Origin of the sequence: Gluconobacter aidae, from assembly GCF_009547075.1 — a bacterium.
Taxonomy (GTDB): domain Bacteria; phylum Pseudomonadota; class Alphaproteobacteria; order Acetobacterales; family Acetobacteraceae; genus Gluconobacter; species Gluconobacter aidae.
The window spans coordinates 17,862-33,456 of the sequence record NZ_WIPH01000005.1 but is presented as its reverse complement, the minus strand read 5'-3'; the positions used below and the strand labels follow the sequence as shown (position 1 = coordinate 33,456).

Genomic DNA, 15,595 nt, shown 5'->3' with positions numbered 1-15,595 from the left:
CCAGTCCTGCCCGGATCAGTGCGAAGCGTTGACGGGCGGAACTTCGAGCGTGGCGCGCGCGCTGGCGGCCTTCTTTTCCAGATCCGTCCAAGGGGGCAGCGTGGTGCGTGTGCGACGCAGATAGGCTGCGATACGGGCCATGTCATGATCGGACAGGGCGGTATAGAAGCTCGGCATCGAGATGTGATCCTGACCTTCCTCGGCGGTAATGCCGTGTAGCATGACCTGATAGAGGTTGTTCGGTTCATCCAGCCAGACAGCATTGTTCAGGGCCAGTTCCGGACGCCCTGAAACAGGGTTCGGACCGGAATTGTAATGGCAGGCGCCACAGGCGGCCTGATACAGGCGCGCATCGGCGTCCAGCGTCTGCGGGCCCGTCAGATCACGGCCGGACATCTGCATGGCACGGGCAATCGCGGCCTGATCGCCGCCGCTGCGCTGGGCGGCCTTGTCCACATCCGCATAATAATGTGCGATCGCATGCACGTCTTCCTCGGGGATCTTGGAGAGGAAGCGGTGCGGAACGGGCGACATCGGGCCCGCGGCCGAACCGTGCAGCGGAGCCACGCCGAAGCGCAGATACCGGAACAGCTCGTCTTCGGTCCAGACGACGGGCGTCGGGTTGTGGTCGTTCAGCGGCGGGGCGATCCAGCCGTCGATGACCGCGCCGTCATAGACGCTGCTCATTTTTTCGGCGCCGAGAAGGTTACGCGGCGTATGGCAGGCGCCACAGTGTTCGTTGCCTTCGGCGAGATAGGCGCCGCGGTTCCACTGGGCGTCATGCTTCGGGTCGTTCTGGTAGCGGCCCGGGGTGAAGAACAGCAGCTTCCAGAAGCCCTGGCCGATCAGGCGGATGTTGATCGGGAACGGGACCGTGTTGTCGCGCGGCTTCAGATGCACGGCCGGGCGCGTCATCAGATAGGCGTACAGGTCCGAGACGTCCTGATCGCTGACCTTCGTGAAATGGTCGAACGGGAAGGCCGGGTAGAGCTGGGAGCCGTCGCGGGCGATGCCCTTGTTCATGGCGCGCTTGAATGCGGCGAGCGACCAGTTGCCGATTCCCCACTGTTCGTCCGGGGTGATGTTGGACGAGAAGATATCGCCGAAAGGCGTGGCCATCTTGAAGTCACCGGCCAGTTCGGGGCCGGGCTTGCCGTCCACGCGGGTATGACATTCCGCGCAGTAGCCGCCATTCGCCACGATGGCACCCCGGCTGATGGCGTCCGCGGAGAAGGATGACGCGGCAGGCCGCGGGATTGGAGCGATGGCGGGGTACCAGGCATAGGCAAGAAAGCCGATGCCTCCCACTGCGCCAAGGCCAATGACGGCGGCAGCTATCCGTTTGAGCATGCTTGAACTGTCCCGGCAGAGTTGAAATCATTTGCCACAAAAGGCGACTGTTGGGGGCAACCTAGGGCACGAAGCCGTGAAAGGGAAGATTGCGTTATCTCAAAACCGGGTGTTTCGGGAAATAAATGCGGCCTTTGTCATGAAAATAACACAGGTTTCGCGCTGTTGCAGCGTTAATTCGGGACATTTTCGGTCCTGATTGCAGTATTCCGCGAGGTGGACTTTGCGCGGATATGGGAGGGATATTGAGGTTGTGGTCCGGGAATCTGTTACATTGTTTCCACGGGACGGTATCTCGTTCAATGATTATTATGACACTGAGTGCCAAAAACCTCCTATGCTTCCGACAAACTTCCGGAGTCCGTTCCGGGGCATGGACCGGCCTCTCCTCCCCTGGCAGTTCTGGTGATACGGGAAGGTCTGGCTTATGATTTCCCGGCGGCAGGTTGGCCGTTCTGCTGAGAGGAAGCGTTATTTCCGTCCGTCCTGTCCTGATCCGGTCTCTCGCATTGGTCTGTGTCATCCTGAGCGTCCTGTGCGCGCTCTGTCTGGGGCGGTATCCGCTGTCGCCATTGCGCGTGATGGGGGTGTTCGGATCTCTGCTGCATCTGTCTTCCGCGAGTGATCCCGTGGCGCAGGTTGTCGTTATGCAGGCGCGGCTGCCACGCATTGTGGCGGCCTTGCTGATCGGGAGTGCGCTGTCCTGCGGGGGCGCGACCTATCAGGCGGTGTTCCGCAATCCGCTGCTTTCGCCCGATCTGCTCGGGGTTCTGAGCGGGGCGGCTTTTGGCGCGGCGCTCAGTATCGTCAGTGGCGGCTCTGCGGTCATGGTGCAGATGGGCGCGTTCGGCGGCGGTCTGCTGGCGGTCGGGACGGGACTGCTCATCAGCAGGACGTTGCCGGGCGGGGGTATTCTCACGCTGCTGCTGGGCGGGCTGATCGGGAATGCGATTTTCACGGCCTTATTGTCTCTGGTGAAATATCTGGCCGATCCGATGGATCAGCTCCCGGCCATCGTGAACTGGCTGTTGGGCAGTCTGGCGTCGAGCGGATGGCAGGAACTGGCCTGGATGTCGGGGCCGCTGATTGTTTTGACGGTGGCGCTTGTGCTGTGCGCGCCTGTTCTGGATGTGTTGTCGCTCGGGGATGACGAGGCGCGCAGTCTGGGGGTCTCGGTGCGGGTCATGCGTCCGGCGCTGATCGTTCTGGCGACGCTGGCCTGTGCAATGACGATTTCGATGGCGGGGATTATTGGCTGGATCGGGCTTCTGGTGCCGCATGTCGCGAGGCTTCTGGCCGGGGCGGAACATCGGAGCATGATGCCGGTGACGGCGCTTCTGGGGGCGGCCGGTCTGGTGCTGGCCGATACCTGCGCGCGCGGTCTGACGACGGGAGAGGTTCCGCTCGGGATCGTCACGCAGCTTTTAGGAGCGCTGGCCTTCGTGCTGGTGCTGCGGCGTCTGCGGAGTGGGGTGGCATGACGCTGCTGTCGTGCCGGAACCTGGGATTTCGTCAGCCACGGGGCGACGGTCTCGTGCTGGAGGGTATTGATCTTTCGCTGGGGAAGGGCGAGCTGGTCGGGCTGCTGGGGCTGAACGGGGCGGGAAAGAGTACGCTGCTGCGGCTGCTGATGGGGTTTCTGACGCCTTCGGTTGGGGATGTCTTTCTGGAAGGACGTTCTTTGCGGGCGTGGTCGGCCTCCGCCATCGCGCGGCATCTGGCCTATGTGTCGCAAAGTCATGTCGCGACCTTTCCCTATACGGTGCGGCGGATGGTCGAACTGGGGCGTGTGCCTTATTCCGGGCTGACGGGACGGCTGTCTGCGGATGACCGGCTGGCTGTTGATGCCGCGCTGGAGCGGATGGGGCTGGCGGGATTTGGGGATCGTCCGGTGACGGAGCTTTCCGGCGGGGAGCGCCAGCGGGTCGTGCTGGCGCGGGCCATTGCGCAGGACGCGCAGGGCCTGCTGCTGGATGAGCCGATGAGCGGGCTGGATTATGGATATCAGTTGAGATTGATGGCGCTGCTGGCGGATCTTGCGCGGGAAGGCCGGCTTGTTATGCTCACCTCGCACCGGCCGGAAGAACTGTATGTCCGCGCAAGCCGGGTTCTGGTCCTCGATCATGGCCGGATTGACGCGGACGGGCCGCCACAGGATGTTGTGACGGCGCAACGGATGTCAGCGCTTTACGGTGTGCCTCTGATCCAGATGGACCATGCCGGGAACCGCTTTTTCCATCATGGAAGGGACGAGAAATGACATTCTCACAACTCTTGAAGCGGTTTTCGGCCCTGACGCTCCCGGCGGCCCTTCTGGGCGGGGCGCTGGCCATATCCCTGCTGGCGCCTGTGGCGCATGCCGCCCCGCCCGCGCGGATCGTGGAAGGCTGGTACGCGCATAATGCGACGCTCATCATGCTGGGCGCGCAGGACCGGATCGTGGGCACCGTGGCGCGTCCGGCGATGCTGCCCTGGATGTTCCGCCTGGTGCCGGAACTGGCCAAGGCGGAGACGCTGGATCCGGGCAATCTGAATGCGGAAGAACTGCTGGCGCTGCATCCCGATCTGGTGTTCGTCACCAACTCGGGCCATTCCGCCGAAGCACTGACGCGCGCGGGGCTGAATGTGGCGCCCGAAGGGTTCGACCGGTTCGACGCGATGCTTGACTGCGTGGACGGGACCGCGACCCTGCTGCAGACGCCGATGGCCGCCAAGCGGGCGCAAGCCTATCGCTCCGCGTTCCTTCAGGTCGTCTCGCAGGCCCCGACCAACCCGCAGGGGCCGCGCGTGCTTCATGTGGAGTCTCTCAAGCCACTGCGGGTGGATGGTGATGACAGTATCATCGACCAGTGGATCCGCAGTGCGGGCGGACAGAATGCGGCGGAGGGAATCCACGGCAACAAGCAGCCTGTTTCCATCGAGCAGGTTCTGTCCTGGAATCCTGATATTCTCATTATCGGGGCGAACGCTGGCGATCCGGCGGCCCTGAAACAGGACCCCGTCTGGTCGAAGCTCAAGGCCGTGCAGTCGGGGCGGGTCTATCGCAATCCGACGGGTCTTTTCCCCTGGGACCGTTATGGGCCGGAGCTGATGCTTCAGGTGATCTGGGCGCGGCAGATCGTCCAGACCGGGCAGGTGGACGTCCCGGCGATGATCCGGTCGATCCGGTCTTTCTATCATGATTTCTATGGCATCGCGCTGTCGGCCGATGATGCGCAGCGGATGCTCGATGCGCTGCCGCCCTCTACCGACGATACGCACTGATCTTCCGATTTTCCAAGGAAAGCCCTGTATGACGCATACCGCCCCGCCTCGCGGCCTGAGTTCTCCCCGCAGGGTTTCCCGTGCGGCGTGGCTGCTTCTTGCGGGAAGTGTGCTGACCGGGGGAGTTGCCGGGGGGCTGTGGGGTGTGGCGCGGGCGGAAGAGACCCTGCTGCCCGTGCCGCGGACTGTTTCGGTCTCCAATGGCGTGGCGTCGATCGGGGGCGGGGTCCGGGTGGTGTGGGACACGCGGCCCTCGCCCCTGCTGCTGCGGGCCGTGGCGCGGTTTACGACACGTCTGACCGCGATCGCCGGGCCTGCGGGCCGTGGCGTGCCTTATGTGCTGCATCTCTCGGCCGGGCAGGACCGGGCCTATCTGAGTGTGGATGAAAAGGAGCGTTATGCGCTTACGACGTCCGCCACCGGCGCGCGGCTGGAGGCGGACGGGCCGGCCGGTGTGATCCACGGGCTGGCGACGCTGCTTCAGCTTGTCCGGGTGACGCCGCAGGGGGCTCTGGTCGAGCGCGTGCATGTTGAGGATGCGCCCCGGTTTGCCTGGCGCGGTTTGCTGATGGATGTGTCGCGGCATTTCGACACGGTCGAGACCGTCGAACGGCAGCTCGATGCGATGGAACTGGTCAAGCTCAATGTCCTGCACTGGCATCTGAGCGACGGAGCCGGCTTCCGCGTCGAGAGCCGGATGTTCCCGAAACTTCAGACCGTAGCGTCGCACGGCCAGTATTACACTCAGGCGCAGATCCGCGAGGTCGTGGCCTATGCGGCTGATCGCGGCATCCGTGTCGTGCCGGAAATCGACGTGCCCGGCCATGCGCTGGCGATCCTTCAGGCCTATCCCGAACTGGCGGCCCAGCCTCTGCCGGATGTGACCGCCAAGGGCCTGAACCTCAACAATGCCGCGCTGGACCCGACCAATCCGCAGACGTTGCGTTTTGTGCGCGTGCTGTACGCGGAGATGGGTGGACTTTTCCCGGACCGGTATGTTCATGCGGGGGGGGATGAGGTTGTGTCCTCCCAGTGGACGAAGAATCCGGCCATTGCGGCCTATATGAAGGCGCATGGCTTCGAGACGGCCGCTGCGCTTCAGGCGGCTTTTACGGGAGAGGTCGCGAAGATCGTTTCCGCCCAGGGTCATGTCATGATGGGCTGGGACGAGGTCAGCGAAGCGCCGATCCCGAAGAATGTGGTTGTCGAACCCTGGCGGGCGTCGAAATGGATCGGGACGGCGACGCGGGCCGGGCATCCGGTCGTGGTGTCGGCGGGGTATTATCTGGATCTGCTGCGCCCGTCCGCGGCCCATTATGCGGTCGATCCGTTTGATACGAAGGCTGAGGGGATCACGGCGGAGCAGCTTGCGAAATATCCGCCCAAGCACCCTGAATTTTCGGTGCCGTTCGTGATGGACGAGCATGCCCCGCCGTTGGATGACGGGCAGAAGATGCTGGTCATGGGGGCGGAAGGCACGCTCTGGGCGGAAATGGTGTCCGAGCCGATGCTGGACGGGCGGCTGTGGCCCCGGATGGCGGCTCTGGCCGAGCGGTTCTGGTCTGCGCAGGGTGTACGCGACGTTCCCGATCTGGAACGGCGCCTGCCGCTTGTGATGGCGGAGCTTGAGGCGACCGGGTTGCAGGCGACGCAGCATCGGGAGGCCATGCGTGAGGCCGTGGCGCCGGGACATTCGGAGCCGCTGAAGGTTCTGACCGACGTGACGGTCCCGGTCCGCAACTACGCTCTCAATCATCTCGCTGCGTCCAGCGGGGATGCGATGCTGTCAGCTCCGGTTGCGGTGACGGACCCGGATGCGTTCGTGGCGATACGGTTCAATGCGATGGCCGCGCGGTATGTCCGGGGTGAAACCGCGCTTGCCGCCCCCCTGCGGCAGATGTTGCAGCGCTGGTCGGATAATGACGCGGCGTTTGTGGCGGTCGCGAAGGGCGTTCCGGTGCTTGAGGCGGTCGTGCCGGTGTCTCATGCGCTTGGGCTTCTGTCGCGGGCGGGGCTCGGAGTTCTGGACGGGCGTGATGGTTCAGCCTGGCGGATGGATGCGAACCGGCTGCTTCAGGAACAGCAGGCGGCCTTTGAAAACTCGGCCAGCATGCTGGCATCCGCACACAGCCCGCAGCCGCCGGGAGGATTGCTGATTGCAATCCTTCCTGGAATCCGGGCGCTCCTGACGGGTGTGGCAGAGCGCGCGGAGTAAGACATCGGCTTGTTGTTGTGCGGGGGGATGGATTTCCGGCGGCCGGCGGAGGAAAAGGGGATATGACACGTTTTCCGATCCTTCTCCTCGACTATGACGGCACTCTGGCGGAGACGCAGCCAGCCATTCTGCGCAGCCTGAAAGAGGCCTTTGATGCGGTGGGTGTGACAGCGCCTTCCACGGACGTCCTCAAACAGGAACTGACTCGGGGCGGGACGCTCCAGACCCTGTTCCAGGCGATCGCACCCAAAAGTGATGAACGTGATGCCGCCTCTTTCGTGCGGCACTACCGGGCGTTCTATCCGGCGGCCGACGAGGAAGAGACGGTCCTGTTCGACGGTGTGGTGGAGACGCTGACCGCCCTGAAGGAACGGGGGAAAACTCTCGCCATTCTCAGCAACAAGCATGCACCCACGGTCCATGCGAGCATGGTCCGGTTCGGGCTGGAGCCATTTTTCAGTGGTGTTGTGGCGTCGGAGCCGAATTTCCCGCACAAACCCGATCCGCGCGTGATGGAAGAGCGCGTGCTTCCGCTCTTTCCCGATCTGCCGCGTTCGGCTTTCCTGATGGTGGGCGATACCGTGGCCGACCTCCAGTTCGCCCGTAACGCCGGGATCGCCTCATGCTGGGCCAGTTACGGTCATGGGTCTTCGCCAATGTGCCGCACTCGAGCCGGATCTGCGGATCGACGCTTTCGCGGACCTGCCGACGGTGCTTCGGGGCTGAAAGCAAAGTTCAGGCGGCGGAGCCGATACTGCCGCGCAGGACCAGTTCGGTTTCGAGAATGACGTTTTCGCTGCTGCCTGTGGCGGCGCTCAGCAGGCGGACGGCTTCCGTGCCCTTGCGCTCATGCGGCTGGCGGACCGTGCTCAGATCCTCGCTTTCTGCGGCGGGAATGTCGTCGAAGCCGAAGATCGACACATCCTGCGGGATGTTCAGGCCAAGCGCACGGATGGTCTGCATGGCGCCGATGGCCACGCGGTCGCTCATGGCGAGGATGGCGGTCGGGCGCTGGGCACGATTGAGGAGATGGCGCACGCCTTCCGCGCCCATGTCTTCGGAATTGATCGGGATTTCCCAGGTCGGGACGTCTTCGGGCGCGATCCCGGCTTCCTGCAATGCGTGGACATACCCTTCGAGGCGCATGGCGATGGTGCTGTGGGCGATATTGGCGCGGCGCTTGGCGGTCAGCGGACCGAAATAGCCGTCATGCGCGGTCTTGAGTGACAGGATGCCGAAATGCCGGTGCCCGAGATCGAGCAGTGTCCTGGCTGCGCGGTAGGCGGAGCCGCGATCGTCGATCCCGACATACGGCACGCCTTTGAGGCGCGGCTGGTCCACCACCACGAGGGGGACGTTGCGCTGCTGGGCCATCATGACGCAGCGGCTGTCGGGGGCGACGGAATAGAGGATGTAACCGTCCACGGCAGCATTGCCGAGTGAGACGGGAGCCGTGCGGTTGCGCAGGTTGCTGCCGGCGGAAATCAGGGCGAGGTCGGTTTCCAGCGCGTCGCAGGAGCGGGCGACGCCGTTGAGGACGCTGAGGACCGCGGGATCGGTGAAGGCGTAGGGCAGGTCCTCGCTGAAGAGGAAGCCCAGCGCGCCGGCCCGGCCGGTGGCGAGCTGTTTGGCGGCCGGATCGGGGCCGGTATAGCCGAGTTCCTGGGCGGCGGCGAGGATCTTCTCGCGCAGGGCGGCCGAGAGCTGACCAGGACGGATATAGGCGTTCGAGACCGTTGTATGGGAGACACCCACCTGCGCTGCCACATCTTTGAGGGTAACTTTGCGGCGGTCATGCGGTCTGGTCATGGGTATGGTCTGTCCAGTAACGACACCAGACCCGTCATGCCAGATCCTGACGCTCGCAGTATGGTATCAGTGTTCGTTGGAAAATCACTGCGGACACCATACTCATTCTGCCGGGCGGAAACCAGTCACGGGCGCGGGAGGAGTTACAAAAACTGAAAATTTCCTATTTACCTCTGCGTTCGGGCTGACGCGCATCTTCCCCGATGCGGTCTGTATCGGTGAGTCCGGAGGTCAGCCCTGTTTCGGCTTCGGCGCGGGTGCCTTCTTGGCCTGCGGCACCGGGGTGAACATCGCACGGCATTTCGGGGAAAGCTGGTCGATCTTCTTTTTCATGCAGGCGGTGATCTTGGCTTCGTTGGGAATGGCCAGCGTACACAGACGGATGGCGTCGCCCTGACAGGCCTGTTTCTGTTCTTCGCGGGTGGCGGCGCCGGCGGCCTGTGTCATCGCAAATGTCAGGCCGGTCAGGGCGATGAAATAACGGATCATATTTTTCTCCTTACCTACAGGTAAGCGTATGGGACTTTTTACAGTTTCAGTCCCGAATAACTTTATCGCAACTACAGCTCTCCTGCTGTTTTCAATAAGGACTGGACAATTCCTGATTAAGGACTGTCAGGGGTGAAGAATACGGGCGAAACGCGCCGAGGCTGCTGGCCCGGGTGTGGTTTCAGGCGTGGGAGAGGGCAGTTCCGGCGGAAGTGCGCCCGGTTGCAGGCTCATCAGCAGCGCGCGTGCGCGGCGGGCATCCGGAGTGTCGGTCCAGCAGTAATGGATGGCGCGGGATTCGCGCTGGGATTCGATCAGCCCTGCGCGTCTGAGCGCGCCCAGATGCTGGCTCAATGTGGGCTGTCCAATGCCGGTCATGGTCTCGATTTCGCTGACGGCATGGGTGCTGTCGAGCAGGGCCGAGAGGATCATGAGGCGCTGTGGCTGGGCGAGGAGGCGCAGCCACTCCGCCAGTTCGCGGCTTTTCTCCAGAGGAAGCAGGACGGTCATGAGCGCTCCCGGGGCATGGGTTGAAAGAACCATTTCGCACCAGCCTTTTCCACGGCGGCCTGTGTCTGGAGCGGAGGTGCGACGGTGCGCTGTCCCGGCTGCCAGCTTTCGGGCGTCAGCGTGCCCGCGCGGTCCACTTCCTGCAGGGCGCAGAGCAGGCGCAGCAGTTCGGGGACGGAGCGTCCGACCGTGGCCGGATAGTTCAGGATGGCGCGGATGGTGCCTGAAGGGTCGATCACGAAAACCGAGCGCACGGTGGCGCTGTCCTGTGCTGTGCTGTCCAGCATGCCATAGGCGCGGGCGACGGCGAGGGACGGGTCTTCGACGATAGGGAAGGGAATCTGGATTCCGAACTGCGTGTTGATGGCCTCGACCCAGGCGAGATGGGCGGGGAGGCTGTCCGCCGAGATGCCGAGCAGGGCGCAGTCCCGCTTCTGGAACTCTTCCGCGCTCCGGGCCAGGGCGATGAACTCGCTGGTGCAGACGGGTGTGAAATCGGCCGGATGGGCGAAAAGCAGCACCCAGTGTCCGTGCAGGGCGCTCATGATGAATTCGCCATGCGTGGTCCGGGCGCTGAAATCCGGAGCGCGGTCGCCAATGCGCAGGGGAGGGGAAGAGGATTCAGCGGGAGGGGGTACGGTCATGATCCGGTTCCAAAAGCATCAAGGCGCTTGACATGCAATACTTACAGTATTAACTTAACAGTTAATGAAAGTGTCGTAAAGACATCTCACAGCCAGAAAGTGAACGCCATGCATGATGCAGCACTTCAGGCCGCGACACGCCAGATCCGGCGAGCCGAGGAAGGCGCGACGCCCGCTCCCGTTGTCTGTACGTTTTTCGACGAAGCCACGAATACCGCGAGCCACGTTGTCCATTGTCCCGTTACGAAGCGCGCAGCCGTCATCGACTCCGTGCTCGATTATGACGCGGCCGCCGGTCGGACGTCGCATGGATCGGCGCAGGCGATTGTCGATTACGTCAAGCGCGAAGACCTGACCGTCGACTGGCAGCTTGAGACGCATGCCCATGCCGATCACCTCTCCGCAGCTCCATGGCTACAGGAAAAGATTGGCGGAAAGCTCGGGATCGGCGCGGATATCACGCAGGTTCAGGCGGTGTTCGGCAAGATCTTCAATGCCGGCACACGCTTTGCGCGGGACGGATCGCAGTTCGATCATCTGTTCACCGACGGCGAGACCTTCTGGATCGGCGAGCTTCCCGTGACGGTGCTGCATGTCCCGGGTCATACGCCGGCCGACATGGCTTTTGTGATCGGCAATGCGGCGTTCGTGGGCGATACGATCTTCATGCCGGATTTCGGCACGGCGCGGGCGGATTTCCCTGGCGGCGATTCGCGCCAGCTTTTCCGTTCCATCCGGCGTCTGCTGTCGCTGCCCGTCGAGACGCGGCTGTTCCTGTGTCACGACTACAAGGCGCCGGGCCGGGACGAGTATGCCTGGTTGACGACGGTCGGGCATGAGCGTGCCCACAACATCCATGTTCACGATGGCGTAAGCGAAGAGGAGTTCGTGAAAATGCGGACGGAGCGCGATGCCACTCTGGGGATGCCGCGTCTGCTGATGCCGTCCGTGCAGGTCAATATGCGCGCGGGGCATCTGCCCGAGCCCGAAGCTGATGGCGTGAGTTACATCAAGATTCCCGTCAACCGTCTCTGACGTTCTTCTCCGGCGCGGGATGCGTGCCGGTCTTCTGATTTTTTCCCGTTTCTGGAGTTCCCATGCCGACTCGCCATCTGACCGAAAGCTATGCCATTTCTCCCCAGATCGCCGTGCAGGATGTGGCGGATCTGAAAGCGGAAGGGTTCCGCACGATCCTGTGTTTCCGTCCTGACGGGGAGTCTCCCGACCAGTCGGACATGAGCGCGATCAAAGAGGCCGCGAAGGAGGCCGGGCTGGCATTCGCCGCAATTCCCGTGAAGGCCGGGACGGTGCCGGATGAGGCGCAGGTCGCGCAGACGCGGGCGGCTCTGGGCACGCTTCCGGGGCCGGTTGTGGGCTATTGCCGGTCCGGGACACGGGCGGCTCAGATCTGGGCTCTGGCGGAAGCGGGCAAGCGTCCGGCGGCGGAGATTTTCGCGGCGGCGGCCAAGGCGGGGGTGGATGTCAGTGCTCTGCGGGGGCGGATCGAGAATGCTGCCGCGCCGTCCGTGGCTCCGCGCAAGGGGGGGGCGCATTTTCAGGTCCTGATTATTGGTGGTGGCGCGGGTGGTCTGTCGGTCGCGGGCAGTCTGCTCAAGCGTAACAGCCATCTGTCCATCGGTGTGGTTGAGCCGTCGAACGAGCATTTCTATCAGCCAGGCTGGACGCTTGTGGGCGGGGGTGTTTTTCAGGCGGCCCAGACGCGCCGCAAGGAAGCGGATGTCATGCCCAGGGATGTCGTCTGGGTGCGGCAGGCGGCAAAGCTGTTCCGGCCGGATGTGCGTGAGGTCGTTCTCGGGGACGGCTCTGTTATCTCCTATGATGCGCTGATCGTGGCGACGGGCATCACGCTGAACTGGGATGCCATTCCGGGTCTGGCGGAGACGCTGGGCAAGAACGGTGTGACGTCGAACTACCGCTTCGATCTGGCGCCCTATACCTGGCAGCTCGTGCAGCAGCTCAAGACGGGCACGGCGATTTTCACGCAGCCGCCCATGCCGATCAAATGTGCCGGTGCGCCGCAGAAGGCCGTGTATCTGTCCTGTGATTCCTGGAAGCGCCGTGGCGTGCTGGACAGCATTTCGGTCGAGTTCGATACGGCCACGCCGGGCCTGTTTGGCGTGAAGGAATTCGTGCCGCCGCTGATGGAATACATCAAGCGCTATCACGTCGGGCTGCATACCGGATCGAAGCTTGTGGAAGTCGATGGTCCAAACCGGACCGCCGTGTTCGAGCGCAAGGTCGGGGACGGTGTGGAACGGGTCGAGCGCAAATTCGACATGCTGCATGTCGTGCCGCCGCAGAGCGCGCCGCAGGTGATCCGCGAGAGTGTGCTGGCGGGTTCGGACGGGTTCGTCGAAGTCAATCCGGCGACGTTGCAGCATGTACGTTTCCCTGAGGTTTTCGCCGTTGGCGACGTGATCGGGACGTCTTCGGCCAAGACGGCCGCTGCGGCCCGGGCACAGGCGCCTGTGGTGGCGACCAATGTGCTGGCGTTTCTGAAGCATCAGCCTCCGGTATCTGAATATGACGGCTATGGCGCCTGTCCGCTGACGGTGGAGAACGGGCGGATCGTGCTGGCCGAGTTCCGTTATGGTGGCAAGCTGGCGCCGACGCTGCCGAAATGGCTGCTCAACGGGCAGAAGCCGGCGCGTCTGGCCTGGTGGCTCAAGAAATACATCATGCCGCTGATGTATTGGGACGGGATGCTCAAGGGGCGCGAATTCATGGTTGCGCCCAAGCCCCTGAACGCGAAGAAGGGGGGCTGAACCGATCGTGCAGATCGCGCTTGAACTGGCCTGCGGTGTCCTGATCGGGTTCACGCTGGGCCTGATCGGGGGGGGAGGGTCCATCCTTGCCGTTCCCCTGATGGTCTATGTGGTGGGGGTGAAGAACCCCCATGTCGCGATCGGGACGAGTGCGATGGCCGTGGCGGTCAATGCACTGACCGGGCTGGTCAGCCATGCCCGGGCGGAGACGGTCAAATGGAAATGCGCGGCCATTTTCGCGCCTTGCGGTGTGGTGGGAGCACTCATCGGAGCGGCATTCGGCAAGGCCGTGAACGGGCAGAAGCTGCTGCTCTGCTTTGCGCTGCTCATGGCCGTGGTGGGCGTGCTCATGCTGCGGGGGCGGCGCAATCAGGGTGAGGCGGGGGCGTCGTGTAATCGCCAGAACATGCCGCGTGTCATGATGGCGGGGGCCGGGACGGGTGTGCTGTCCGGGTTTTTCGGGATTGGCGGCGGGTTTCTGATCGTGCCGGCCCTGATCGCCTGCACGCGCATGCCCATTCTCAATGCCGTGGGCACATCGCTGGTCGCGGTGGCGGCGCTGGGAGCGAGTACAGCATTCAGTTACATGCTTTCGGGCTATGTGGACTGGGTGATGGGCGCGCTGTTCGTGGCGGGCGGGGTGATCGGCAGTTTCCTTGGCACGCGGGCCGCGAAACGTCTGTCGGGCTCCGGCGCGGCGCTGACGACGTTCTTTGCGTGCGTCATCTTCACGGTTGCGGCTTATATGATCTGGAAGAGTCTTTCGGCTCTGTAACGGACGTCAGTCGAGGCCGAAATTCGGAAAGATCGTGAAGCAGACCATCGAGAAATAGAACATCACCGCCAGCAGGATGTGACACATATAGAGCGGCGCGATCATGGCGCCGCGCCTGCGGAAGAAGGCCATCAGCACACCGAAGGCCGCGATGGCGACGGCAAGCGCCACATTCAGCATGAGCCGGCTGTCGCCGTTGCTGATGGCGATGACCAGAAAGATCGAGCCCACAATGGCCGAGCCGACATGCACGGGCGTGAGGAAGCTGAAGGGGCGTTTGTACCGGGCCGCGAAAATGGCGAGCCAGACGCCCATGATCACCGTGAGAGTGAAACACCCTGTCGAAGCGTACAGCATCTGTAATCCACCCTGTTCCTGATGTTCCTGCGCAAGCTTTCGGAGCCGTGACCGGAATATTCGGAAGTCTATGCGCTTTTCAGGTCTTGCAAAGCACGTCGCTCCGATGCGTGTTTACTCCAGAACGGCCTTTCGGGCCAGACGTTCCCGGATGCAGGGCGCTTTCTCTCCTGGGCGGCACGAAAAAATTGTACCAGGCCCCGGTATTCTGATTTCCAAGGTTTCCTTTCTGTTTCGATATGACATACTGGCGGTACGCAAGAGGCCGGAGAGGATACAAAGGGATGGATCTGGGAGCACGCCTGCGATTTGTGCGGACGGCAAGGAACCTGTCCCAGCGTGAACTGGCCAAGCGGACCGGTGTAACCAATTCCACGATTTCCCTTATTGAATCGGGCGACATGAATCCCTCCGTCGGGACACTCAAACGTGTTCTGGATGGGATCCCCGTGACGCTCGGGGAGTTTTTCAGCATTGCTCCCGATGGCGGGGAAAAGATCTTCTACCGGGCGGACGAACTGATGACGTTCGAGCAGGGCGGCGTGACTTTCCGGCAGGTTGGTGCCTCCCTGTTTGGCCGGAGCCTTCAGATCCTGCGCGAGACCTATGCATCCGGCGCGGATACCGGGGCCGCGGTCTATGCCCATGAGGGCGAAGAGGGTGGGTTTGTGTTGCACGGGGAGGTGGAAATCACGGTGGGAGACAGGCGCGAGATCCTCGGGCCGGGTGATGCCTATCATTTTGACAGCCGTCAGCCGCATCGTTTCCGGTGTCTTAGCTCCGAAGGTTGCGAGATCATCAGCGCCTGTACGCCGCCAACATTCTAGATTTCCCGTCCTTTCAGAAGTTTCGACTTCAAAAAAACGGGAGGGGCGTGCTTTCCCACCGGCTGGGGCGTTGTGTTGTGGGATAGTGTACGGCCGTATTACGGTCCAGGGAGGACGTGGCCAGCGGAGAGCCACGAACATGCCTGACCGTCCGTACCCAGAAAGAAATGTCATGTTTTGCGCGGTTGCTGCTTTTTGGCGCAGGGGGATGGGCGTGGGGGCAATGGTCTGCGCCCTTTTGCTGGGCGGGCCGGCTGCGGCAGAGAGCATAACGCGGACGCGGGATATCTGCCCGGTTCAGCGAACAATGCTGCGGATCGAAACGAAGGCGCTGGCTGCGGCTGTGGCGGAACTGGCCCGCAAGACGAAATGTCCGGTGCTGGTGGATGAAGAGCTTCTGCGCGGCGGGAAGAGCATTGCCATCGCGGGAGTCTACACGCCGCGCGAAGCCCTCATCCGGCTGCTGGGCAACGCCGAGCTGGACGTGGTCGAGACGGTGCAGGGACTGGCGGTCATGCCAGTGAGCTACCGTGCCGCGCATTGCATGGACCATGCCGAGCGCATGTAGT

At 63.0% G+C, this 15,595-nt stretch carries 16 protein-coding genes; 10 read left to right on the top strand and 6 right to left on the bottom strand.

The genetic code is table 11. The features are described 5' to 3' along the window. Positions 1–15: 15 nt before the first annotated feature. A complete protein-coding gene (locus GFJ39_RS03830) occupies positions 16–1,350 on the bottom strand; it encodes a cytochrome c (RefSeq protein WP_153429976.1) in 1,335 nt (444 codons plus the stop codon). A gap of 446 nt (positions 1,351–1,796) precedes the next feature. Between GFJ39_RS03830 and GFJ39_RS03825 the strand changes: the two genes are divergently transcribed. From GFJ39_RS03825 to GFJ39_RS03805, 5 genes are all read left to right on the top strand, one after another. Next, positions 1,797–2,831: a FecCD family ABC transporter permease gene (locus GFJ39_RS03825; protein ID WP_228391783.1), complete on the top strand. Its 1,035-nt coding sequence runs from the start codon at positions 1,797–1,799 to the stop codon at positions 2,829–2,831. Next, a complete protein-coding gene (locus GFJ39_RS03820; RefSeq protein ID WP_153429974.1) occupies positions 2,828–3,610 on the top strand; it encodes an ABC transporter ATP-binding protein in 783 nt (260 codons plus the stop codon). The genes GFJ39_RS03825 and GFJ39_RS03820 overlap by 4 nt, the downstream gene beginning before the upstream one ends. Beyond that, the gene (locus tag GFJ39_RS03815; protein WP_153429972.1) at positions 3,607–4,614 is read left to right on the top strand and encodes an ABC transporter substrate-binding protein; all 1,008 of its coding nucleotides are present in this window, start codon (positions 3,607–3,609) and stop codon (positions 4,612–4,614) included. Before GFJ39_RS03820 ends, GFJ39_RS03815 begins: the two co-directional genes overlap by 4 nt. Positions 4,615–4,642: 28 nt before the next feature. Next, entirely contained in the window at positions 4,643–6,829 is a 2,187-nt protein-coding gene (locus tag GFJ39_RS03810; RefSeq protein ID WP_228391782.1) for a family 20 glycosylhydrolase, read from the top strand. Between the two features lie 62 nt (positions 6,830–6,891). Next, on the top strand, positions 6,892–7,617 hold the full coding sequence (locus GFJ39_RS03805) for an HAD family hydrolase (RefSeq protein ID WP_228391781.1): 726 nt from the start codon (positions 6,892–6,894) through the stop codon (positions 7,615–7,617). Here GFJ39_RS03805 and GFJ39_RS03800 read toward each other — a convergent pair. The 4 genes from GFJ39_RS03800 to GFJ39_RS03785 all read right to left on the bottom strand — a co-directional run bounded on the left by GFJ39_RS03800 (position 7,565) and on the right by GFJ39_RS03785 (position 10,281). Continuing rightward, positions 7,565–8,638, bottom strand: a complete 1,074-nt coding sequence (locus GFJ39_RS03800) for a LacI family DNA-binding transcriptional regulator (protein ID WP_153429971.1) — start codon at positions 8,636–8,638, stop codon at positions 7,565–7,567. The two genes, GFJ39_RS03805 and GFJ39_RS03800, sit on opposite strands and share 53 nt — an antisense overlap. A 231-nt stretch (positions 8,639–8,869) precedes the next feature. After that, on the bottom strand, positions 8,870–9,127 hold the full coding sequence (locus GFJ39_RS03795; RefSeq protein WP_194285280.1) for a hypothetical protein: 258 nt from the start codon (positions 9,125–9,127) through the stop codon (positions 8,870–8,872). Between the two features lie 126 nt (positions 9,128–9,253). Continuing rightward, entirely contained in the window at positions 9,254–9,637 is a 384-nt protein-coding gene (locus GFJ39_RS03790) for an ArsR/SmtB family transcription factor (RefSeq protein ID WP_153429969.1), read from the bottom strand. After that, positions 9,634–10,281, bottom strand: a complete 648-nt coding sequence (locus GFJ39_RS03785; protein ID WP_153429967.1) for a peroxiredoxin — start codon at positions 10,279–10,281, stop codon at positions 9,634–9,636. Before GFJ39_RS03785 ends, GFJ39_RS03790 begins: the two co-directional genes overlap by 4 nt. 108 nt (positions 10,282–10,389) lie before the next feature. Here GFJ39_RS03785 and GFJ39_RS03780 point away from each other — a divergent pair, with 108 nt between their 5' ends. The 3 genes from GFJ39_RS03780 (at position 10,390) to GFJ39_RS03770 (ending at position 13,842) form a co-directional block, all read left to right on the top strand. Then, positions 10,390–11,316 carry an MBL fold metallo-hydrolase gene (locus GFJ39_RS03780; protein ID WP_153429965.1) on the top strand — a complete coding sequence of 309 codons (927 nt, stop codon included), beginning with the start codon at positions 10,390–10,392 and terminating at the stop codon, positions 11,314–11,316. Between the two features lie 62 nt (positions 11,317–11,378). Beyond that, complete coding sequence (locus GFJ39_RS03775) at positions 11,379–13,067, top strand: bifunctional protein tyrosine phosphatase family protein/NAD(P)/FAD-dependent oxidoreductase (RefSeq protein WP_153429963.1); 1,689 nt, start codon at positions 11,379–11,381, stop codon at positions 13,065–13,067. Positions 13,068–13,074: 7 nt separating this feature from the next. Then, positions 13,075–13,842, top strand: coding sequence for a sulfite exporter TauE/SafE family protein (locus GFJ39_RS03770; protein ID WP_325062820.1), 768 nt, complete (start codon positions 13,075–13,077; stop codon positions 13,840–13,842). A 6-nt stretch (positions 13,843–13,848) separates the two neighbouring features. On the opposite strand, the gene GFJ39_RS03765 is transcribed toward GFJ39_RS03770, so the two are convergent. Then, positions 13,849–14,199 (bottom strand): hypothetical protein, encoded by a 351-nt coding sequence (locus GFJ39_RS03765; protein WP_153429962.1) that lies wholly within the window; start codon positions 14,197–14,199, stop codon positions 13,849–13,851. A gap of 284 nt (positions 14,200–14,483) precedes the next feature. Here GFJ39_RS03765 and GFJ39_RS03760 point away from each other — a divergent pair, with 284 nt between their 5' ends. Then, positions 14,484–15,026, top strand: coding sequence for a cupin domain-containing protein (locus GFJ39_RS03760; protein WP_153429960.1), 543 nt, complete (start codon positions 14,484–14,486; stop codon positions 15,024–15,026). A gap of 307 nt (positions 15,027–15,333) precedes the next feature. Next, positions 15,334–15,594 (top strand): STN domain-containing protein, encoded by a 261-nt coding sequence (locus GFJ39_RS03755; RefSeq protein ID WP_153429958.1) that lies wholly within the window; start codon positions 15,334–15,336, stop codon positions 15,592–15,594. Position 15,595: the final 1 nt, after the last annotated feature.